The sequence below is a fragment of the Chromobacterium sphagni genome, from assembly GCF_001855555.1.
GTDB lineage: Bacteria > Pseudomonadota > Gammaproteobacteria > Burkholderiales > Chromobacteriaceae > Chromobacterium > Chromobacterium sphagni.
This window is the reverse complement of record NZ_MKCT01000051.1, coordinates 1-21,223: the sequence shown is the minus strand read 5'-3', so window position 1 is coordinate 21,223 and position 21,223 is coordinate 1. Positions and strand designations below refer to the sequence as shown.

Sequence of the window (21,223 nt, the reverse complement as noted above, 5' to 3'; positions counted from 1 at the left end):
ACCCGGCGGAAATACACCGGCGAGCCGGTGTTCAGCGAACCCAGGTTGTCGGCCCGCAGGAAGAAGGTTTGCCCCGGCAGATCGGCATTGATGATGGGCGGCGTTTCCAACCCGACGAATTCAGTCTTGCGCGCCTCGCTCTTGCCAATGTCCATGCCGATGTACGAGCCGGACAAGACTGTGCCCAAGCCTGACACGCCGCCGCCGGACACCCGCGGCCGCACCACCCAGAAGCGGCTGTCGGTCGCCAGATAGTCGCCCGCCTCCTTGCTCAACTGGGCGGTGGCCACGATGGATTGACGGTTGGGGCTGAGCTTGATCGAGGTTACCTCGCCGATTTCCACGTCCTTGTATTTGATGCGCGTCTTGCCCGCCTCTATCCCTTCCGCGTTCTGGAACGAAATGGTGATGGTGGGGCCGCGCGACAATATCGCGTGCGCCGCCAGCCAGCCGCCTATCAGCGCCGCCACCACGGGAATCAGCCAGACCAGCGACGGCGCCCAGCGGCTGCGCTTGAGGGCCACCGCCTGCGGCAATTGCGGCTCCTGGCCTTGAGGCTCTACCGGTTTTTCACTGCTCATCATCGTCCTCTACAGGATCCCAGATCAGCCTGGGATCGAAACTCATTGCGGCCAGCATGGTCAGCACCACCACCGCGCCGAAGGCCACCGCGCCGGCGCCGGCCTTGATGCTGGCCAGCGACTGCCATTGCACCAGGGCGACCATCAGCGCCACCACGAAAATATCCAGCATCGACCACGGACCTATCACCTCGATCAGCCGGTACAGGCCGGTGCGCTGCCGCGGCGCCCACGACCAGCGCCATTGCACGCTGCACAACAGCAGCAGCAAGGCCAGTATCTTCAGCAAGGGCACCAGCACGCTGGCGGTGAACACCACTAGCGCCAACGGCCAGGAGTCGTTGTTCCACAAGTAGACCACGCCGCTGAGTATGGTGTCGCGCTGCACGCCGGTGAGCGCAGTGGTTTCCATGATGGGCAGCAGATTGGCCGGGAAATAGCTGATCACGGCGGCCAACAGCAAAGCCCAGCAACGCTGCAGCGCCGCCGGCTTGCGCAGGTGCAGCGGGCTCCGGCAGCGCGGGCAGGCGCCCGGCGCATCGCCGTCCAGCCGGCACAATAGGCCGCAGCCAAGGCATAGGCCCAAATTGCGCGCCGCCGCGCTCTTCATTCCATAATGCGGCATGCCTGGTAGCGCTCCCACAGTTGCACCGGCCGGAAACGGCTGGCGCAGGCGGCCATCAGCACGATCAGGCCAAAAAACGCCCACAGCCCAATGCCCGGCCGCACCGATGCCAGATGCACCAGTTTGACCAGTGAAACCAGCACGCCCAACAAAAAAACCTCCACCATGCACCAGGGCCGCGCCAATTGGCGCAGCCGCATCACGACGGGAAAGCCCGGCGGCGCCCGGCCCAATTGCAGCGGCAACAGCAGATACAGCATGCTGGCCAACTCCAGCGCCGGCATCACGATGCCGGTGAACAGCACCAACAACGCCACTTCCGCCATGCCCTGCCGCTGCAAGGCCAACGCGGTTTGCCACAGAGTGGCGGCATTGCGGTTGCCGGCGATTTCCAGCACCAGCACTGGATAACTATTGGCGATCACGAATGTCAGCATACCCGCCAGCGCCAGCGCGGTGCCGGCATGCAGCGCCTGATCCGATTGCTCGTGCAGCAGCGCGCCGCAGCGCGGGCAATGGATGCAGGCTCGATCCCCGGCGGACGCCGGCAATTGCAGCAGCAGATCGCAATCGTGACAGGCGGTGGTTCGCTCCGTTTCGGACCTCATAGCATCCATTTGCGTTTGCGCTCCGGGGTAAAGCTCCACCAGGCGCGCGCCTCCCCGGTATCGACGTAGTGGCAGACGGACAGCATCATGTCCAGCACGCAAGGATCCTGTCTCTGACCGGTACGGTCGCACAGTTCCAGATAGAGCTGATAAGGATCGCGCCCCCGCAGTTGCTGCGGGGACCGGATGCCCAACAGTTCGAGGTCGGCCGCGGTTCGCGGGCCGACGTTGGGCAGTTGCAGCAGACTGAGCGCCAAATCCGGGGGCGGGCAGCGGGATGGATGCATGTAAAGTGGCCGCCGAGTAATCGTTCAGCCTACATGATAAGGGAGCGGGCACCGCAGTTCAAAGCGGCACGCGCTCCAGCGCCCCGCGGCTGCCGACTCAGCCGTGCAGAATGTCCCAGCCCAGCTTGCAGATCAGCACGCTGGTCAGCGCCAGGAACAGGATGCGCACGAAGCCCGCGCCCTTTTTCATGGCCAGCCGGGTGCCGACCATCGCTCCTGCCATGTTCGCCGCGGCCATGGGCAGCGCATAGGCCAGCAAGATATGGCCGCCTATCGCGAAGGACAACAGAGCCGCCACATTGGTGGTGAGATTCACCACCTTGGCCGCGGCCGAGGCGTGCAGGAAATCGAAGGCGAAGAAACGGATGAACAGGAACATCAGGAAGCTGCCGGTGCCGGGGCCGAACAGGCCGTCGTAGAAGCCGATGGCGCCGCCTATCGCCATGCCCACCAGCAGCTCGCGTCGGCCTATCGCCACCGGCCTGTGCAGCTTGCCGAAATCCTTCTTCCACAATGTATACACCGCCATGATCAGCAGCAGCGCCAGGACCAGCGGCCGGATCACGTCCTTGGGAATCAGCGACACCACCTGCGCCCCGGCGAACGAGAACACGAACGCCATGGCCGCGGACGGCAGCACCAGCCGCCACGGCAGACGCACGCGGCGCAGATAGGAGCGCGCCGCCGACAGCGTGCCCACCGCGGACGCCAGTTTATTGGTGCCAAACAAGGTGGCCGGCGCCACATTGGGCAACACGCTGAACAAGCCGGGAATCTGGATCAAGCCCCCTCCTCCGACCGCGGCATCGACCAGGCCGGCAAAAAAAAGCGATCACGCACAGAAAACTCAAACTCAACAACATTGGCATTCTCCTTCCAATGCGCATTCTAAGGCCTGGCCGGAATTGGTGCTTGCAATGTAGCATTGCGATAAACGCAATGATGGAGTCACAATGAAAGCACTTTGGGGCATAAGGATTTTCTGCGCGGTGGTGGAGCAGAAAAGCTTTGTTTCCGCCGCGCGCCAGCTGGGCACCTCGCCCAGCAGCGCCACCCGCGCGCTGCAAGCGCTGGAAGAGGAGCTGGGGACCGCGCTGTTGGCCCGTTCCAGCAAGCAGCTGGAATTGACCATGGCCGGCGAGTCCTACTATCCGATAGCCAGGCAGATGCTGGATCTGCAGCAACAGGCGGAAGAGGAGCTCAACCAGCAGATTGCCGCACCCCGCGGCCTGCTGCGCTTCTCCGCCCCGGAGACGCTGGGGAGAACCGTGCTGCCACGGGTGCTGGCGCTCCTGGCCGAGGAAAACCCCGACCTGCGCTTTGACGTGCTGTATAGCGACGCCACGCTGGAGCCGATTCGGGAAAAACTGGACTTCGCCATCCGCGGCGCCTTCCCGGCCTCCAGCGAGCTGATCGGCTACCCGCTGTGGGACTACCGGCGCCATTTATACGCCAGCCCCGCCTACCTGGCGCGCCACGGCGCGCCGGAACATCCGCGCCAACTGCCCGGGCACCGGGTGATAATCCACACTGCGCCACGGGTGCTCAAGGCATGGAATTTCATCAGCCAGGACACGCAGATCAGCCTCAACCTCAGCGCCTGGCACCGCAGCAACTCCGGCAACGGCGTGCTGGAGGCCATACGCGCGGGCATGGGCATCGGGCGACTGGGCGACTGGCTGGCCGAACCGCTGGTCGCGCGCGGCGAACTGGTGCGGCTGTGCCCGGAATTCCGCATCGTTTCCAGTCAGGGCGATGATCCGCAGATGCATGCGGTGTTCGCCAGCCGCAGTATCCCGCGCAAGGCCAGGCTGCTGCTGGACGCGCTGCGCCGGGACGGCCTGACTGCCGCGCGCTTGCCGTAACGGCAAGAGGAATGCAAAAACCCCGCCATTGGGCGGGGTTGGTGGCGTCACGCAGCCTGGGGGCTTACTGGCTGTTATCGCTCAGCGATTGCTTGCCGACCGTTACCGGGTATTTCTGGCGCAGCGCCTGCAGATAGCTGCCAAGTTGGCCGTTGGCCGTCAACTCGCCCAGCACATTGCCCAATTGGGCGCGATCGGCATCGGTAACGGCCGGAGCGGCGATCACCTTGTTGACGCGGTAAATCACGTACTCGCCGGTATCGTGTCGCACCCCGGCGAAAGTCGGCAGCTTGGCGGCGGCCACGCTGAACACCGCGCGCATATCGGTAGGCGGCAGGCTAGCGGCGGCGCGGCGGGATACCGTCAAGGCCGCGCCCCACTTTGGCGCATCGACATTCTTGCCCGCCTTCAAGTCGGCCAGCAGTGCCTGGCCCTTCTTGTCGGCCAGCTTGGCGCCTTCGCGCTCCACCAGCTCGCCCTGAATCTGCTCGCGCACATCGGCAATCGCTTGCTGGCGTTCCGACTGATGCTCGGCCACGCGGGCCACCACCAGACGGCCGCCGCCGATGTCCACCGGCTCGCTGTTGTGCTTCTTCTTCAGCACATCGTCGCTGAATACCGCCGCCAGCAGCTTTTCGTTGCCCAGCAGATCGTCCTTGCCCGGTTGATTGCGCTGCAGCCAGTCGGAATGCTTGACCTCCAGCTTCAGCGCGTCAACCAGGCCCTTCAACGAGTCCGCCTGCTGATAGGCGACTTCGCTCAGCTTGTCCGCCTGCTCGCGGAACAATGCCGCGGCCTTCTGCTTTTGCAGCTTGTCGACGATGGCAGCCTTGACGGTTTCCAGATCCTGAGCCTTGATTTCGTCCAGACGGATGATGTGGAAGCCGTATTCGGTTTCCACCAGATCGCTGATCTGGCCCGGCTTCATGCGGAACACCGCGTCGTCAAACGGCTTGACCATCATGCCATGAGCGAAAAAGCCCAGATCGCCACCCTTTTCGGCGGAGCCGGGGTCCTGCGACTTGGCCTTGGCCAGTTCGGCAAACTTGGCCGGATTGGCGCGAATTTCCTTCAGCAGGGCTCCGGCTTCGGCCTTGACCTTGGCTTTTTGCGCCGGAGCGGCATCCTTGGCCACGGTCAGCAGAATGTGCGAAGCGCGGCGCTGCTCGCTGGACAGATCGGCCTTGTGCTGGTCGTAGTACTTTTGCACATCGGCATCGGCAATCTTGATGCCCTGCCCCAACGCGTCCTGCGACAACACCACATAATCCAGCTTCACGCTTTCCGGAGTACGGAAGCGCTTGGCGTTGGCATCGTAATAGGCTTTGACCGCAGCGGCGTCGGTTTTCACTTCGGATGCGAAATCAGCCGGCTTCAGCACCAGCGGCTGCAACTCCCGGCCCTCGCCCAGCAGCGCGGCCACGCGATTGACCACGCTGTTGGCGACAAACTGGGTGCCGGCCACGCTGGTCAGTTGGCTTCTCACCAGGATATCGTCGCTGATCTCGGTTTCGAAAGCTTCCGCCGACTGATAGCGGTTTTTCAGAAACTCGCTGTAGCGCGACTGGCTGAACTGGCCATTGTCCTGAAAAAGTGGAATGGAGGCGATGACCTTGCGCAGTTGCTCGGCACTGACCGTGGCGCCATGATCCCGGGCATCGGCCAGGATCAGCTTGCGGCGGATCATATCCTCAAGGGCAGCCTGGCGGGCGGCCGGATCGCTGGGCTTTCCTTCCAGCTCGCGGTCCAGATCCCGTTTGTAGATCTTGACGCTGCCCACCTTGACCAGATAGGGATCATCGGTTGCGCTGCTGTAACTGCTGACGCCAAAGCCGGCGAAGGTCAGCGCGACAGCACCGAGGATGACTTGAATGACGGTTTTGTTGTTCTGGACAAACTCGAACATGACGATTGGCTAAGGCCACCCCTGTAAAAAAAAAGGTGAACGCGTAAACCGGTTCACCTTCTCTCGTGTATTTTTGGCGGAGCGGACGGGGCTCGAACCCGCGACCCCCGGCGTGACAGGCCGGTATTCTGACCAACTGAACTACCGCTCCGAACCCTGGTGGGCGTTGACGGAGTCGAACCGCCGACATTCTGCTTGTAAGGCAGACGCTCTACCAACTGAGCTAAACGCCCTTCTACCAAACCGGCCCGATCAGATCGGGCCGGAAAGGCCGCCGATTATAGCGCGTCTTTCAGTGCCTTGCCAGCACGGAACTTCGGAGAACGTGCAGCCGGGATCTTGATGGTTTCGCCGGTCTTCGGATTGCGGCCGCTGCGCTCTGCGCGCTCGCCCACATAGAAGGTGCCGAAACCCACCAGAGTCACGGTATCGCCTTTTTTCAGGGCGTCGGTAACGGCAGCAACCATGCCGTCCAGAGCTTTCGCAGCAGCAGCTTTGGAAATATCGGCTTCTGCCGCGATGGCGTCAATCAGTTCAGACTTGTTCACGTAAGTCCCCTTTCGTCGTTCTTCGGTCTACGTAATTCGGATAAAAACGCTTGCTTTATAGCAAGGCGGAAATCCTTGTGTCAAGCGGCTTCCACGGGTGTTTTGCTAATTCGCAAGGACATTTGGAAGCCGCGAAACCACAAGATATTCACAGCTTCGGTAAGGCCATGATTCTTAATGCTTCAAAACCGACACTCCGCCGGCGGCATCTTGCGCAGGAGGAATGTCAGCAGACTGTTCTTCTTGCGACAATTCTTCCGGCTGACGCTCCAGCGCCAGTGCCAGCACTTCATCAATCCACTTCACTGGATGGATTTCAAGCTTCTGTTTGATGTTGGAAGGAATCTCCACCAAGTCTTTTTCATTGCCCTTGGGGATCAGCACGTGGCGAATGCCGCCGCGATGCGCCGCCAACAATTTCTCTTTCAGACCGCCGATCGGCAACACTTCGCCGCGCAGCGTGATTTCGCCGGTCATCGCCACATCGGCGCGCACCGGGATGCTGGTGAGCACCGAAACGATGGCGGTGGTCATCGCAATGCCGGCGCTCGGACCATCCTTGGGCGTCGCGCCTTCCGGCACATGGATGTGCATGTCGCTCTTCTCGTAGAAGTCCGGCTTAATGCCCAACGAACGCGCCCGGCTGCGCACCACGCTCATCGCCGCGGTAATCGACTCCTGCATCACTTCGCCCAGCTGGCCGGTCCGGACGATATTGCCCTTGCCCGGCAGCGTGACGGCCTCGATGGTCAGCAATTCGCCGCCCACTTCGGTCCAGGCCAGACCAGTCACCTGGCCGATGCGGTTTTCCTCTTCCGCCAGACCGTAGTCGAAGCGGCGCACACCCAGATACTTGTCCAGATTCTTGGCCGACACCGTCACTTTGCCCGGCTTGCCCGGCTTGAGCAAGGCACCGGTCACCACCTTGCGGCAAATCTTGGCCACCTCGCGGTCCAGGCTGCGTACGCCGGCTTCTCGGGTGTAGTAGCGGACGATATCGCGGATCGCGGACTCCTGTACCGCCAGTTCGCCTTCCCGCACGCCGTTGGCCTCGATCTGCTTCGGCAGCAGGTACTTCAGCGCGATATTGACCTTTTCGTCCTCGGTATAGCCGGAAAGCCGGATGATTTCCATCCGATCCAGCAATGCCGGAGGAATATTCAACGAATTGGCGGTGGCCACGAACATCACGTCGGAGAGATCGAACTCCACTTCGGCGTAATGGTCGATGAAAGCGTGGTTCTGCTCAGGGTCCAGCACCTCCAGCAAGGCGGACGACGGGTCGCCGCGGAAGTCGGCCCCCATCTTGTCCACTTCGTCCAGCAGGAACAACGGGTTCTTGACGCCAACCTTGCTCATGTTCTGCAGCACCTTGCCCGGCATCGAACCGATATAGGTGCGGCGATGGCCACGGATTTCGGATTCGTCGCGCACGCCGCCGAGCGCCATGCGCACGAACTTGCGGTTGGTGGCGCGGGCCAGCGACTGGCCCAACGAGGTCTTGCCTACGCCCGGAGGCCCCACTAGGCACAGGATGGGCGCCTTCAGGCGATCGACGCGCTGCTGCACCGCCAGGTACTCCAGAATGCGCTCCTTGACCTTCTCCAGGCCAAAGTGGTCCTCGTCCAGCACAGCCTCGGCCGCGGCCACGTCCTTGCTGATCTTGGTCTTCTTCTTCCACGGCATGTCGAGCAGCGTGTCGATGTAGTTGCGCACCACGGTGGCCTCAGCCGACATCGGCGACATCATCTTCAGCTTCTTCAACTCGGACAGAGTCTTTTCACGGCCTTCCTTGCTCATGCCGGCGGCCTTGATGCGGCGTTCGAGCTCGTCGAGGTCGCTAACCTCGTCCATCTCGCCCAGCTCTTTCTGGATGGCCTTGACCTGCTCGTTCAGGTAGTACTCGCGCTGGCTCTTCTCCATCTGGCGCTTGACGCGGCCACGGATGCGCTTTTCCACCTGCAGGATGTCGATCTCGCCCTCCAGCTGCGACATCAGATGCTCCAGACGGGTCTGGACATCGAACATCTCCAGCACTTCCTGCTTCTGTTCCAGCTTGAGCGGCAGGTGGGCGATGATGCTGTCGGCCATGCGGCCGGCACGGTCGATTCCGGCCAGCGAGTTCAATACCTCGGGCGGGATTTTCTTGTTCAGCTTGACATACTGCTCGAACTGGGCGAGCAGCGCGCGGCGCATCGCCTCGGTCTCGTTGGATTCCTCCACTTCGCTGGACAGCGCTTCGAATTCGGCCACGAAGCAGCCGTCCTCCTCGCCCACCTGCTTGATTGTGGCGCGCTGGCGGCCCTCGACCAGCACCTTGACGGTGCCGTCCGGCAGCTTGAGCATCTGCAGCACGGCGGCGATGGTGCCTATGCCGTACAGGTCCTCGGCCGAAGGCTCGTCCTTGGAGGCCGAGCGCTGGGCCACCAGCAGGATCTGCTTGCCTTCGTCCATCGCCAGCTCCAGCGCACGGATCGATTTGGCCCGTCCGACGAACAGCGGAATGACCATGTGCGGGAAGACCACCACGTCGCGCAGCGGCAATAGCGGCAGCGTGGTCTCTTCTCTGATTTCTGCGGGTTGGGACATATCACCTAACCTTAGCTTTGGGGAAACAATGCTTGGAAAATGGGGTGTGAGGCCAGAATATCAACACCCCATACTAAAACAGATTACATCGGTGACAAATAAAAAACCGCCCTGCCGGGCGGTTCAGTCATTCAGGCCAGGCCATCAGGCGGATTGTGCCACACCGCCCTGTTCGCGGTAGATGAAAAGCGGTTTATCGCCCTTCTCTATCACCTTCTCGTCCACCACCACTTTTTCCACGTCCTGCATCGACGGGAGTTCGTACATGGTATCCAGCAGCGCGCGCTCCAGGATGGAGCGCAGGCCGCGGGCGCCGGTCTTGCGCACCAATGCCTGCTTAGCGATGACGCGCAGCGCCGACGGACGCACCTCCAGCTCCACCGACTCCATCGAGAACAGACGCTGGTACTGCTTGATCAGCGCGTTCTTCGGCTGGGTCAGGATGGTGACCAACGCCTCCTCGTCCAGCTCGTCCAGCGTCGCAGCCACCGGCAAGCGGCCGATCAGCTCCGGAATCAGGCCGAAACGGATCAGATCCTGCGGCTCCACGTCCTTGAACAGGGCGCTGAGGCTGCGGCCGTCGTCCTTGGAGGTGACTTCGGCACCGAAGCCGATGCCGCCCTTTTCGGAGCGCTGGCGGATGATCTTTTCCAGGCCGTCGAACGCGCCGCCGCAAATGAACAGGATATTGGTGGTGTCCACCTGGATGAATTCCTGGTTCGGATGCTTACGGCCGCCTTGCGGCGGAACCGAGGCGACAGTGCCCTCGATCAGTTTCAGCAGCGCCTGCTGCACGCCCTCGCCCGATACGTCGCGGGTGATGGACGGGTTTTCCGACTTGCGCGAGATCTTGTCGATCTCGTCGATGTAGACGATGCCGCGCTGGGCCTTGTCCACATCGTAGTCGCACTTCTGCAGCAGCTTCTGGATGATGTGCTCGACATCCTCGCCCACGTAGCCCGCCTCGGTCAGCGTGGTGGCGTCGGCGATGACGAAGGGCACGTCCAGGAGGCGCGCCAGCGACTGCGCCAGCAGGGTCTTGCCGGAACCCGTGGGGCCGATCAACAGGATGTTGCTCTTGGCCAGCTCCACGTCGTCCTTGCCGGTCTTCTGGTACAGGCGCTTGTAGTGGTTGTACACCGCAACCGACAGGGTTTTCTTGGCGAAGTCCTGGCCGATGATGTACTGATCCAGGTCTGCGCGGATTTCCTGCGGCGTCGGCAGCGGATGGTCGGCGGACGCGCCGCCCACCACCTCGCTGCTGCTACCCTTCTCCAGTTCTTCGCGAATGATGTCGTTGCACAGCTCGACGCATTCATTGCAAATGAATACCTGCGGGCCGGCGATCAACCGCTGCACTTCGTGCTGGCTCTTTCCGCAGAAAGAACAATAGAGAAGTTTCTCGTTGCTGTTTTTGTCAGCCATTAGCCAATTCCACTACTTACGCCGTGACATCCTTGCGGGAAGACAGCACTTTATCGATCAGGCCGTAGACACGGGCCTCTTCAGCCGACATGAAATTATCACGCTCGGTATCCGCTTCCAGCTGCTCCATGGTCTTGCCGGAGTGCTTGGCCATCAGCTCGTTCATCTTGGCTTTCACCTTGACGAGCTCGCGGGCGTGGATCTCGATGTCGGTCACCTGGCCGGACAGGCCGCCGCCATACAGCAGCGGCTGGTGAATCATCACCCGGCTGTTCTCCAGCGCAAAACGCTTGCCCTCGGCGCCTGCCGACAGCAGGAAGGCGCCCATGCTGGCCGCCTGGCCTATGCACAGGGTGGAAACGTCCGGCTTGATGAAGTTCATCGTATCGTAGATCGACATGCCGGCGGTAATCGAACCGCCCGGCGAGTTGATGTAGAAATGGATGTCCTTGTCCGGATTTTCCGACTCCAGGAACAGCATCTGCGCGACAACCAGGTTGGCCGATTCGTCCGAGACGGGGCCGACCAGGAAGACGATGCGCTCCTTCAGCAGACGCGAGTAAATATCATAGGCGCGCTCGCCACGACCGCTCTGCTCCACCACCATGGGCACCAGGCCCAACCCTTGCGGTTCCATCATCGATTTCATCGGCCACTCCAAAGTTGTTATCAGGCTTGGCTGCCCATCAGTTCATCGAAAGACAGCGCCTTCTCTACTACATTGGCCTGAGACAGCACAAATTCAACCACATTGTCTTCCAGAACCATCGAAGTCGGGCCTTCCAGGCGATCCTGGCTCTCGTAGTACCAGGCCAGAACGTCTTCCGGCTCTTCGTAGCTGTCGGCGAACTCCACGATCATCGAACGGATCTGCTCGGGCTTGGCTTCCAGCTTGTTGGCTTCCACCATTTCCGACAGGATCAGGCCCAGCTTGACGCGGCGCTCGGCCTGGGCGGTGAACAGCTCCGGCGGGAACGGCATGTTCTTCACATCCATGCCGCGCTGTTGCATGTCGCGGCGGGCCTGCTCGACCAGGCGGCCGATTTCCAGGCCGACCAGCGCCTTAGGCAGCTCGATCTCGGTAACGTCGATCAGCGCCTGCATCACGTTTTCCTTGGTGCGGGCCTGCAGGCGACGCTTCACTTCGCGCTCTACGTTCTTGCGAATCTCGGCGCGCATCTTCTCGACGTCACCCTCGGCGATGCCCAACGCCTTGGCGAACTCTTCGTTCACTTCCGGCAGGATGGCCTCGGCCACGTTCTTCAGCAGGATTTCGAACACGGCGGTCTTGCCGGCGACGTCCTTGCCATGGTAGTCAGCCGGGAAGCTCACTTCCACGCTCTTGATCTCACCTTCCTTCATGCCGACGACGCCGGCTTCGAACTCGGCCAGCATCTGGCCCTGGCCCAGCACGAAGGGGAAGTTCTCGGAGGAGCCGCCTTCGAAGGCGACGCCGTCGATGGCGCCCTTGAAGTCGATGATCACGCGGTCGCCTGCGGCGGCTTCGCGCTCAACGCGGTTGAAGCGGGTGCGCTGCTTACGCAGGATGTCGATGGTCTTCTCGATTTCGGCGTCGCCCACGGTGACTGCCGGCTTTTCGATTTCCTTGGAGGTCAGCTCGCCGACCTTCACTTCCGGGTACACTTCGAAAGTGGCTGCAAACTTGAAGCTTTCTTTGTCGTCGCCAGCGGCAACCGGCTCGAAACGCGGATAGCCGGCAACGCGCAGCTTCTGCTCGGTGACGGCCTGGTAGAAGCCTTGCTGCACCTGCTCACCCATCACTTCTTCACGCACCTGGGCGCCATAGTTCATCTCCACGATCTTCAGCGGAGCCTTGCCCGGGCGGAAACCTTGGATCTTGGCGCCGCGGGCCACGCGCTTCAGGCGCTCGGCGACTTGCGTGTCGATGGCGGCCATCGGCAGGGCGATGTCCATCCGGCGCTCAAGATTGCTCAGTGTTTCCAGCTGTACTTGCATGTTAAATCCTTTGAATGTGACGGGTTTGAGTCATCTGGGACGGTACGACGCCAGACACCCGCCTTTCCGGCGCTTGCCGGATGGCGGCTGATCGACGCTGCGCGGAGTTACACCGCGCACCCAACGAAACAAACAGTATATCACGCACCCCGCGCTTGTCTGCACCTGTGCGGGAACGCGTTTCGGCCAAAGGAAGCGTCGAAGCCGCAACCCGCCGGCGGCCAGGCGCTTGAAACGGGAGTTTGCTGTTTGATATTGCTGGATTATTTCGGCAAGCCCATCCCGGCCCGGCCATCCATCTGCTATGATTCCCAATCATGCAAATCGCCAGCCTGGGCAAGAAAAATATCCGTTCAAAATGACAGGTCTCATGTCCGCTCCCCGTCCAAAGTCCAATCCGCACCATGGTGATGCCATGAAAACACTGCTGCGCCTAGGTTTGATCCTCGCTGGACTGACGCTACCCGAGCTCTCCGCCGCGGCCGGCGTCACCACCTTCAGCCCACAAGGGGAAGTGAAGGAAGTCAGCCAGGTGCGCGCCACCTTCAACAGCAGCATGACCGCACTCGGCAACAGCGCCGCGCCTGCGCCCTTCGCCTGGAGCTGCGGCTTGAAGGGCAAGGGCCACTGGGTGGATGACAAGACCTGGGCACTGGATGTGCGGGACACGCCGCCGGCCAATACCGACTGCCGCTTCACGGCCAAACCGGGCCTGAAGGACTTGCAGGGCAACGCCATAGCCGCCGGCTTGGGCTTCCGTTTTTACACCGGCCAGCCAGTCATCGCCGAAAGCTGGCCGTCGGAAGGCCGCATCGAGGAAGATCAGGCCTTCGTGCTGCGCTTCAACGCCGCGGAGGTCAAGCCGTCGTCACTGTATTGCCAGTCGTCCAGCCTGCCGGAACGCATTCCGGTGAAACCTCTGGCCGAGACGGACCGCGCGGCGCTGATCAAACATCTGAAACTGGAGAAACAGGCCGTCAACGTGCTGGCCGTGCGTTGCGACCAGCGCCTGGCGCCGGACAGCAAGCTCACGCTGGTGCACTTGCGCGGCGCCGGCGCGCCGGACAAGCAGCAGTATCAGGTGCGCCCGGCCTTCACCGCCAGCATGAGCTGCCAACGCGAAAACGCCAAAGGCGCCTGCATCCCGTTCAAGACCATCACGTTGAATTTCAGTTCGCCGGTGCCGGCCAAGCTGGCTCAGGCCGCAAGGTTGTCCGGCGGCGGAGCGGAACGCGCGCCGCAGGCCGAGCAGCACAACAAGGGCGAGCCGGTGGACAGCATCAGCTTCGCCCCCCCCTTCCCGCCGCTGGAAACCCTGACGCTGAAACTGCCGAATGACTTCAACGACGAAGTCGGCCGACCGCTGGTCAACGCGGAACGCTTCCCGCTGCCCATCAAACTGGCCGACTATCCGCCGCTGGCCAAATTCGCCGCCGCCCCATTCGGCATCATCGAATCCGGCGCCGACGCCGCCTTGCCCATCACCTTGCGCGGGGTGGAGGCCGACCTCAACATCAAGTCGGTGCAACTGGGCGGCCAGGCGCTGCGCCTGAACCGCGACGCCGACATGATGCAATGGCTGGCCAAGGTGCAGCGTTACCACGAGAGCGCCCTGCCGGCCGGCAAGGACAAGACCGTGGAAAGCCGCCGCCTGTCCTTGCTGGCCAAGAACCGGGACGCGGTGCCGCTGAAACTGCCCACCCAGCCGGACAAGAACGGCAAGTGGCCGTTCGAGGTGGTGGGCATCCCGCTGCCCAGACCCGGCCTGTACGTGGTGGAGGTGTCGTCCAGGCTGCTGGGCAAGTCGCTGCTGGCCGCCAACCAGCCGATGTATGTGCGCACCGCCGCGCTGGTCACCAATATGGCGGTGCATCTGAAAAAATCCGGCGAAAACGCCGCGGTATGGGTGACGACACTGGACAAGGGCAAGCCCGTGCCGGATGCCCGCGTCAACATTTACGACTGCAAGGGCAATTCGCTGTGGACCGGCAAGACCAACGCCCAGGGCACGGCAATGGTCAAGGGCCCGTTGCAGGCAGGCGACTGCTCGGACGAAGAACTGTCCGGCCTGTTCGTTACCGCCCGCGCCAAGGACGCGCAGGGCAACGAGGACGTGTCCTTCGTCCGCTCCAGTTGGAACCGCGGCATAGAGTCCTGGCGCTTTCCCTTTCCGACCCAAGGCGGCGACGGCCCGGCCATCATCGCCCACAGCATTCTGGACCGCGCCTTGTTCCGCGCCGGCGAAACCGTGGCGATGAAACACCTGCTGCGGGTCCAGGCCGGCAAGGGCCTGACGCAGCTGAAACCAAACCAGCTGCCGCAGCAGCTGCGCATCGTCCACAACGGCAGCGGCGACGAAATCAGCCTGCCGCTAACCTGGCGCAACGGCCGTTACGCGGAAAGCAGCTACGCGCTGCCCAAGGAAGCCAAGTTGGGAGAGTACTCGCTGTATCTGGAGCGCAAGGGCATCCGCGGCCCGGCCGATCAGGGCAAGCCAGCCAGCCCGGAGCTGGACGGCTACTCGCTGCAAAGCGGCAGCTTCCGGGTGGAGGAGTTCCGCCTGCCGGCGATGACCGGCCGCATCTCGACCGTCAAGAACGCCGGCATCGCGCCCAAACAACTGCCGCTGAACGTGTCGCTGTCCTGGGGCAACGGCGGCCCGGCCAAAGGCTGGCCGATTGAGGTCAGCGCCATGCTGGCGGACGGTTACCAACGCCTGAAGGCCTACGACGACTTCAGCTTCTCGCCGCCGCAACGCAACCGCGAGAACAGCGAAAGCTCGCTGGACGGCAAGGTGGTGCTGGACAAGGCCGCCATCCAGCTGGATGGCAACGGCAACGGCAAAGCGCTCGTCGACAAGCTGCCCAAGCTGGACCGCCGCTACGATCTGGTGACCGAGGCCGCCTACCGCGACCCCAACGGCGAAACCCAGACCATCACCCGCCGCATCTCGCTGTGGCCGGCCGCCGTACAGGTGGGCATCAGCGTCGACAGCTGGATCACCGCCGGCCGGGCGTTGCAGATGAAGGCAGTGGTGCTGGACACCGCCGGCAAGCCGCTGGCGGGCAAGGACGTCAAGGTCTCTCTGCGCGAACACCGCTACCTGTCCAGCCGCAAGCGGCTGGTCGGCGGTTTCTACGCCTGGGACCACAACGAGGAAACCGACGACAAGGGCAAGGTCTGCAGCGGCGCCACCGATGGGCGCGGCCTGGTGTTCTGCGAACTGAACCTGAAGGACGCCGGCGACATGGAGCTGATCGCCGAGGTCAAAGACGATCAGGGCAACATCGCCCAGAGCTCGCAATCGGTGTGGGTGAGCCAGCACGACGAGCTGTGGTTCGACGTCGACAACAACGACCGCATCGACGTACTGCCGGAGAAAACCGGCTATCTGCCCGGCGACACCGCCCGCTTCCAGGTGAGGATGCCGTTCCGCAAGGCCACCGCCTGGCTGGCGATAGAGCGCGAGGGCATCCTGGAAACCCGCGTGGTGGAGCTGGAGGGCAAGAATCCCACCATCGAATTGAAGGTTGAGCCGGACTGGACCCCGAATGTCTATGTGTCGGTGCTGGCCATCCGCGGCCGAGTGCGCGAAGTGCCGTGGTACTCCTTCTTCACCTGGGGATGGAAGACGCCGTCGGAATGGTGGAACGCCTATTGGAACGAAGGCGGCGACTACACCCCGCCCGGCAGCATGGTGGATCTGTCGCGCCCGGCCTTCAAATACGGCATCGCGGAGATACAAGTAGGAGACGCCGCCAAGCGTCTGACCGTGGAAGTGACCCCGGCCAAGAAGACCTACGGCATCCGCGAAACTGCCGACGTCACTATCAAGGTAAGGCTGCCTGGCGGCAAACCGGCGCCGGCCGGCACCGAAGTCGCCTTCGCCGCGGTAGACGAAGCGCTGCTGGAGCTGCAGCCCAACCATAGCTGGGAACTGATGCAGGCGATGTACCAGCGCCACAGCTACGGCGTGGAAACTTCCACCGCGCAGCTGGAGGTGGTGGGCAAGCGCCACTATGGCCGCAAGTCGTTGCCGCCGGGCGGCGGCGGCGGCAAGGCGCCGACGCGCGAACTGCTGGACACCCTGCTCACCTGGCAGCCCAGGGCGGTGCTGGACGCCAACGGCAGCGTCCATGTCAAGGTGCCCATCAACGACGCGCTGACCCGCTTCCGCCTGGTGGCGGTGGCCGACGCGGGCAATGACATGTTCGGCACCGGCGAAGCCGGCTTCAACGTCACTCAGGACCTGCAGCTGTCATCCGGCATCCCGCCCCTGGCGCGCGAGGGCGACCAATTCAGCGCCGGCGTCACCGTGCGCAACGGCGGCGACAAGACGCTCAACATCAAGGTAGAAGCCAACGCGCCCGGCCTGCCGGCGCTGCCCGCACGCCAACTCAGCCTGCCGGTGGGCGAATCGCGGCTGGTCGCCTGGCCGGTGACCGTGCCCAATGACGTCAAGGAGCTGAAGTGGAGCTTCAGCGCGCAGCAGGTGGACGGCAAGGCCGCGGACAAACTGGCCATCCGCCAGGAAATCGAGCCTGCGGTGCCGGTGACTGTGGAGCAGGCCACGCTGCAAAGGGTGGCGCCAGAGTTGTCGATCCCGGTGGCGTTGCCGCCAGGCGCCCTGCCCGGCCGCGGCGGCATCCGCGTCAGCCTGCAGGCCAAGCTCGGCAATAGCCTGCCTGGCGTCAAACGCTGGTTCGAGGACTACCCCTACGCCTGCCTGGAACAGAGGAGCTCCATCGCGCTGGGCCTGGATGACAAAACCCGCTGGCAGCAGCTGATGAGCGAGTTGCCGCTTTATCTGGACGGCAACGGCCTGGCCGCCTACTTCCCGCTAGGCGAAGGCGCGCCGGACCGCGGCAGCGACATCCTCACCAGCTATGTGCTGGCGGCGGCGAACGAAGCCGGCGCGGACATCCCCGACGCCCAGCGCGGCAAGATGCTGGACGGCCTGTCCGCCTTTGTCGAAGGCAAGCTCAAGCGCGACCTGCCCATCAGCCACCAGGACGCCGACGCACGCCGGCTGACGGCGATGGAGGCGCTGTCGCGCTACGGCCGCTTCCGCCCGGCGATGCTGGACGTACTGGACCTCAATCCGCAAAAAATGGGCACCGCGATGCTGGTGGACTGGCTGTCCTTGCTGAACCGCGCCGCCGATATCCCGCAACGCGGCCCGCGGCTGAGCGAGGCCGCCAACCTGCTGCGCGCGCGCCTGACTTACCAGGGCACGCGGATGGCGTTCAGCACCGAGGCCAGCGACAATGCCTGGTGGTTGATGGGCAACGGCGACGTCAACGCCGCCAAGCTGCTGCTGACCGCGCGCAAGCTGCCGGACTGGCAGGCCGACATGCCGCGCCTGCTGACCGGCCTGCTGTCCCGACAGCAAAAAGGGCATTGGCAGACCACCACCGCCAATCTGTGGGGCACGCTGGCGGTGGCGCAATTCTCCAGGCAGTTCGAGAGCACGCCAGTATCCGGCCAGACCAGCGCCCAGCTCGGAAGCTCCAGGCTGAGCCAGGCTTGGCCGCAGGAAGGCGTCAAGCAGCTGGGCCTGCTGCCATGGCCGGCCGGCGGCCCCGGCAGGCTGACGCTCAAGCACAATGGCGCGGGCGCGCCATGGGCCACCGTGCAGGCTGAGGCCGCCATCGTCTTGAAGGCGCCGCGCTACGCCGGCTACAGCATCAAGAAGACGCTGACGCCGGTCAGCCAGAAAGCCGCCGGCCAATACCAGCCTGGCGATGTGGTAAAGGTGACTTTGGAAATCCATGCGCAGAGCGATATGAGCTGGGTGGTGGTCAACGACCCGATCCCGGCCGGCGCCGCCATCCAGGGCGGCGGCCTGGGCCGCGACTCGGCGATAGACGCCAAGTCCGGCGACGCCGGCGATTACGCCGACTACATCGAGCGCCGCTTCTCCGGCTACCGCGCCTACTACGGCTACGTACCCAAGGGCGAGCTGAAAGTGGAGTACACGATGCGGCTGAACAACCGCGGCGCCTTCAAGCTGCCGCCGACGCGGGTAGAGGCGATGTACGCGCCGGAGGTGTTCGGCATGCTGCCCAACCCGGTGTTCAAGGTTGTCGATGCAAAATAAAGCTGCAAACTGTCACGGCGGGGCTAAGCTGCGCCCTGCTGTCGGTCTCACTCTTTTTGGACTATTGGTTTCTGCACTTGCCCTGCCCGCGCAGGCCCAACCGAGCTTTCAACAGGTAAAGGCCGATTGGAAACCCTCCGACATCGTGATCCTGGACCGCCACGGCCAGCCGCTGCAGCGGCTGCGGGTGGACAAGCAGGCGCGGCGGCTGGACTGGGTGGCGCTTGCCGACACCTCACCCGCTTTCCGCCATGCGCTGGTGGTGTCGGAAGACAAGCGTTTCTATCAGCACAGCGGCGTCGACTGGTCCGGCGTGGCTGCGGCGGCCTGGGGCAATGTGTGGAACACCCGCACCCGCGGCGCCTCCACCCTCACCATGCAACTGGCTGGCCTGCTGGACGATGATCTGAAGGTCAACAAGGGCGGGCGCAGCCTCTGGCAAAAAATGGGCCAGACCTGGTCCGCGGCCTGGCTGGAGCAACACTGGAGCAAGGCGCAGATCCTGGAGGCCTATCTCAATCTGGTAGGCTTCCGCGGCGAACTGGTAGGCTTGTCGGCGATGTCCGCCACCCTGTTCGGCAAGCTGCCGGCCGGATTGAACCTGGAGGAATCGGCCATCGCGGTGGCGCTGATCCGCGCGCCCAACGCCGCGCCGGACAAAGTGTCCGGCCGCGCCTGCCGCATCCTGCAGGACATGGGCCGCAGAACCGACTGCGCGGCGCTGGCGGTCCATGTCAATCAGGCGCTGGCGCAAGGTCGCGCCGCCAATCCGCTGGCCGAGCAGGACGCCCCCCACTTTGCGCAAAAACTGTTGCAAAGGCAGCGGCTGCCTGCCGGCAGCCGGGTGGTCAGCACGCTGGACCTGCCCTTGCAGCGCTTCGCCGCCGCCGCGTTGCGCCGCCACCTGGCGGCGCTGTCGCAGCGCAATGTGCAAGACGGCGCGTTGGTAGTGCTGGACAACGCCAGCGGCGACATCCTGGCCTGGGTAGGCTCCAGCGGCCGCGGCCTGTCCAATGCCGCCCAGGTGGACGGCGTCACCTCTCTGCGCCAGGCCGGCTCCACCTTGAAGCCATTCCTGTACCAGCTGGCGTTGCAAAAACGCTATCTGACCGCAGCTTCGCTGCTGGACGACAGCCCGCTGGACCTGCAAACCGGCTCCGGCCTGTACGCGCCGCAAAACTACTCCAAGGACTTCAAGGGCCTGGTGCCGGTGCGCACCGCGCTCGCCTCCTCGCTCAACATCCCCGCAGTGCGGACCATAGAAATGGTCAGCCCCGACGCCTTGCGCGATAGGCTGTACCAGCTGGGCTTCACCAGTCTGCAGCAGGACGGCGACTATTACGGCTACAGCCTGGCCCTTGGCGCGGCCGATATCCGGCTGCTGGACCTGGCCAACGCCTACCGCACCCTGGCCAATCAGGGCCTGGCCAGCGCGCCGCGCTGGACGACAGGCGACGCCAGACCGAAGCCACAGCGGCTGCTGGACGCCGCCAGCAGCTTTATCATCGCCGACATCCTATCCGACCGCACTGCCCGCGCCCTCACCTTCGGCCTGGAAAGTGCGCTGTCCACCCGCTACTGGAGCGCGGTGAAAACCGGCACCAGCAAGGACATGCGCGACAACTGGGGGGTGGGCTTCTCGCGCCGCTACACGGTAGCGGCATGGGTAGGCAACGCCAGCGGCGAGCCGATGTGGGACGTGTCCGGCATGCATGGCGCCGCGCCGGTATGGCAGGCGGTGCTGGACCGGGCGCAACAGTCGGCCCCGCCATCGCAGCCGCCGTCGCCGCCTCCCGGCGTGCTGCGCCAGCGAGTACGCTATCAAGGCAACGTGGCGGCCAGCCGCCAGGAGTGGTTTCTGGCCGGCACCGAACGCGGCGTGATCGTGCCAGAGCGCGGCAGCGCCGCCAGCCTGACGCCGGGCATCGCCGCGCCGGTGGATGGCAGCATCTTCGCGCTGGACCCGGACATCCCGCCGGCCAACCAGCGCATGGTGCTGCGCGCGCGCGGCGTAAGCCGACCTCAATGGTGGCTGGATGGGAAAAAACTGGGCAATGGCGCGGAGCTGGCCTGGTTTCCCTGGCCTGGACGCCATCAACTGGAACTGCGCGCCGGCGATGGCAGGAGCGTGGAAAAGGTGCGGTTTGAAGTGCGCGGCGCCACAGCAAGGCCCAAACTCCGCTGAAGCGCCGCGATTGCAACGATTCAAGCGGGCTTGCGCTGCTGCAGCGACTGCATCAGCCGATCCGCCTGCTGCGCCGCGCCGGCTTTCTGCTGGTCGGTCAGCGCCTGGTAGTCCTTGGTTTTGAGGAACCAGTCGGCGCTGAGGGTATCGCCGGAACGCCGCGCCACCAGATTCCAGGCCGCGGCCTCCTGCGGCTGCTTCTCCAGCAGATAGCTTTCCGAGATCATCGCCGCGGCGTGCATATTGCCCAACGCATACGCCTGCTGCAGCACAGCCCTCGCTTCTTCGCGGTAGCTGAAACCGGCCTCATAATCCGGTTCGCGCGGATGGCCGTCCAACTGGAACAGGTAGCGCTCGGCCAGATGCGTCAGCGCCTGCACGTTTCCCTGCTTCGCCAGTTCGCGCAGCTGCGACAACGGCATCTGGTAGTAGCGCGCGTCGATCTGATAGCCCAGCTTGCGCAATTGCTGCTTGCGCTGACGTTCGGCCGCCGTCTCCTGCGGCATGCCTGCCGACTGCGCTCCCGC

Annotated in this window: 15 protein-coding genes and 2 tRNA genes; 3 read left to right on the top strand and 14 right to left on the bottom strand. The window is 63.6% G+C overall.

Going from position 1 to position 21,223, the window contains the following annotated elements:
- The 5 genes from BI344_RS17335 to BI344_RS17315 all read right to left on the bottom strand — a co-directional run.
- Window positions 1-581, bottom strand: a 581-nt coding sequence (locus tag BI344_RS17335; protein ID WP_139167065.1) for an MlaD family protein, incomplete at its 3' end; no start/stop codon positions are given.
- Window positions 571-1,206: a paraquat-inducible protein A gene (locus BI344_RS17330; RefSeq protein WP_239690963.1), complete on the bottom strand. Its 636-nt coding sequence runs from the start codon at window positions 1,204-1,206 to the stop codon at window positions 571-573. The genes BI344_RS17330 and BI344_RS17335, both read right to left, overlap by 11 nt.
- Window positions 1,188-1,814, bottom strand: coding sequence for a paraquat-inducible protein A (locus BI344_RS17325; RefSeq protein ID WP_071114099.1), 627 nt, complete (start codon window positions 1,812-1,814; stop codon window positions 1,188-1,190). The genes BI344_RS17330 and BI344_RS17325 overlap by 19 nt, the downstream gene beginning before the upstream one ends.
- Entirely contained in the window at window positions 1,811-2,101 is a 291-nt protein-coding gene (locus BI344_RS17320) for a helix-hairpin-helix domain-containing protein (protein WP_071114098.1), read from the bottom strand. Before BI344_RS17320 ends, BI344_RS17325 begins: the two co-directional genes overlap by 4 nt.
- 97 nt (window positions 2,102-2,198) lie before the next feature.
- A complete protein-coding gene (locus BI344_RS17315; protein WP_338152221.1) occupies window positions 2,199-2,885 on the bottom strand; it encodes a sulfite exporter TauE/SafE family protein in 687 nt (228 codons plus the stop codon).
- Window positions 2,886-3,054: 169 nt separating this feature from the next.
- Here BI344_RS17315 and BI344_RS17310 point away from each other — a divergent pair, with 169 nt between their 5' ends.
- Window positions 3,055-3,966, top strand: a complete 912-nt coding sequence (locus BI344_RS17310) for a LysR family transcriptional regulator (protein ID WP_071114097.1) — start codon at window positions 3,055-3,057, stop codon at window positions 3,964-3,966.
- A gap of 64 nt (window positions 3,967-4,030) precedes the next feature.
- Here BI344_RS17310 and BI344_RS17305 read toward each other — a convergent pair whose 3' ends face one another.
- From BI344_RS17305 to tig, 8 genes are all read right to left on the bottom strand, one after another.
- A complete protein-coding gene (locus BI344_RS17305) occupies window positions 4,031-5,872 on the bottom strand; it encodes a SurA N-terminal domain-containing protein (protein WP_071114096.1) in 1,842 nt (613 codons plus the stop codon).
- 74 nt (window positions 5,873-5,946) lie between these two features.
- A tRNA-Asp gene (locus BI344_RS17300) sits at window positions 5,947-6,023 on the bottom strand.
- Between the two features lie 6 nt (window positions 6,024-6,029).
- Window positions 6,030-6,105: transfer RNA gene (locus BI344_RS17295), tRNA-Val, on the bottom strand.
- A gap of 45 nt (window positions 6,106-6,150) precedes the next feature.
- A complete protein-coding gene (locus BI344_RS17290) occupies window positions 6,151-6,420 on the bottom strand; it encodes an HU family DNA-binding protein (protein WP_043572292.1) in 270 nt (89 codons plus the stop codon).
- Window positions 6,421-6,594: 174 nt separating this feature from the next.
- Entirely contained in the window at window positions 6,595-9,009 is a 2,415-nt protein-coding gene (lon, locus tag BI344_RS17285) for an endopeptidase La (protein ID WP_071114095.1), read from the bottom strand.
- A 144-nt stretch (window positions 9,010-9,153) separates the two neighbouring features.
- The gene (gene clpX, locus BI344_RS17280) at window positions 9,154-10,434 is read right to left on the bottom strand and encodes an ATP-dependent Clp protease ATP-binding subunit ClpX (protein WP_071114094.1); all 1,281 of its coding nucleotides are present in this window, start codon (window positions 10,432-10,434) and stop codon (window positions 9,154-9,156) included.
- A gap of 16 nt (window positions 10,435-10,450) precedes the next feature.
- Entirely contained in the window at window positions 10,451-11,083 is a 633-nt protein-coding gene (gene clpP / locus BI344_RS17275) for an ATP-dependent Clp endopeptidase proteolytic subunit ClpP (protein ID WP_043572302.1), read from the bottom strand.
- A 20-nt stretch (window positions 11,084-11,103) separates the two neighbouring features.
- Window positions 11,104-12,411 carry a trigger factor gene (tig, locus tag BI344_RS17270; RefSeq protein WP_071114093.1) on the bottom strand — a complete coding sequence of 436 codons (1,308 nt, stop codon included), beginning with the start codon at window positions 12,409-12,411 and terminating at the stop codon, window positions 11,104-11,106.
- Window positions 12,412-12,826: 415 nt separating this feature from the next.
- On the opposite strand from tig, the gene BI344_RS17265 reads away from it, so the two are divergent.
- Both BI344_RS17265 and pbpC read left to right on the top strand, forming a co-directional pair.
- Window positions 12,827-18,511 (top strand): alpha-2-macroglobulin family protein, encoded by a 5,685-nt coding sequence (locus tag BI344_RS17265; RefSeq protein WP_071114092.1) that lies wholly within the window; start codon window positions 12,827-12,829, stop codon window positions 18,509-18,511.
- Window positions 18,501-20,696: a penicillin-binding protein 1C gene (pbpC, locus tag BI344_RS17260; RefSeq protein ID WP_083370283.1), complete on the top strand. Its 2,196-nt coding sequence runs from the start codon at window positions 18,501-18,503 to the stop codon at window positions 20,694-20,696. The genes BI344_RS17265 and pbpC overlap by 11 nt, the downstream gene beginning before the upstream one ends.
- A 20-nt stretch (window positions 20,697-20,716) precedes the next feature.
- Here pbpC and BI344_RS24435 read toward each other — a convergent pair.
- Window positions 20,717-21,223 (bottom strand): hypothetical protein (locus tag BI344_RS24435; protein WP_158021086.1); only part of this gene is annotated, 507 nt, incomplete at its 5' end.

Bases quoted from the DNA above. Each gene is read 5' to 3' on its own strand.
- BI344_RS17330 (WP_239690963.1), bottom strand. From the start codon at position 1,206: ATGCCGCATTATGGAATGAAGAGCGCGGCGGCGCGCAATTTGGGCCTA.
- BI344_RS17325 (WP_071114099.1), bottom strand. From the start codon at position 1,814: ATGAGGTCCGAAACGGAGCGAACCACCGCCTGTCACGATTGCGATCTG.
- BI344_RS17320 (WP_071114098.1), bottom strand. From the start codon at position 2,101: ATGCATCCATCCCGCTGCCCGCCCCCGGATTTGGCGCTCAGTCTGCTG.
- BI344_RS17310 (WP_071114097.1), top strand. From the start codon at position 3,055: ATGAAAGCACTTTGGGGCATAAGGATTTTCTGCGCGGTGGTGGAGCAG.
- BI344_RS17305 (WP_071114096.1), bottom strand. From the start codon at position 5,872: ATGTTCGAGTTTGTCCAGAACAACAAAACCGTCATTCAAGTCATCCTC.
- lon (WP_071114095.1), bottom strand. From the start codon at position 9,009: ATGTCCCAACCCGCAGAAATCAGAGAAGAGACCACGCTGCCGCTATTG.
- clpX (WP_071114094.1), bottom strand. From the start codon at position 10,434: ATGGCTGACAAAAACAGCAACGAGAAACTTCTCTATTGTTCTTTCTGC.
- clpP (WP_043572302.1), bottom strand. From the start codon at position 11,083: ATGAAATCGATGATGGAACCGCAAGGGTTGGGCCTGGTGCCCATGGTG.
- tig (WP_071114093.1), bottom strand. From the start codon at position 12,411: ATGCAAGTACAGCTGGAAACACTGAGCAATCTTGAGCGCCGGATGGAC.
- BI344_RS17265 (WP_071114092.1), top strand. From the start codon at position 12,827: ATGAAAACACTGCTGCGCCTAGGTTTGATCCTCGCTGGACTGACGCTA.
- pbpC (WP_083370283.1), top strand. From the start codon at position 18,501: ATGCAAAATAAAGCTGCAAACTGTCACGGCGGGGCTAAGCTGCGCCCT.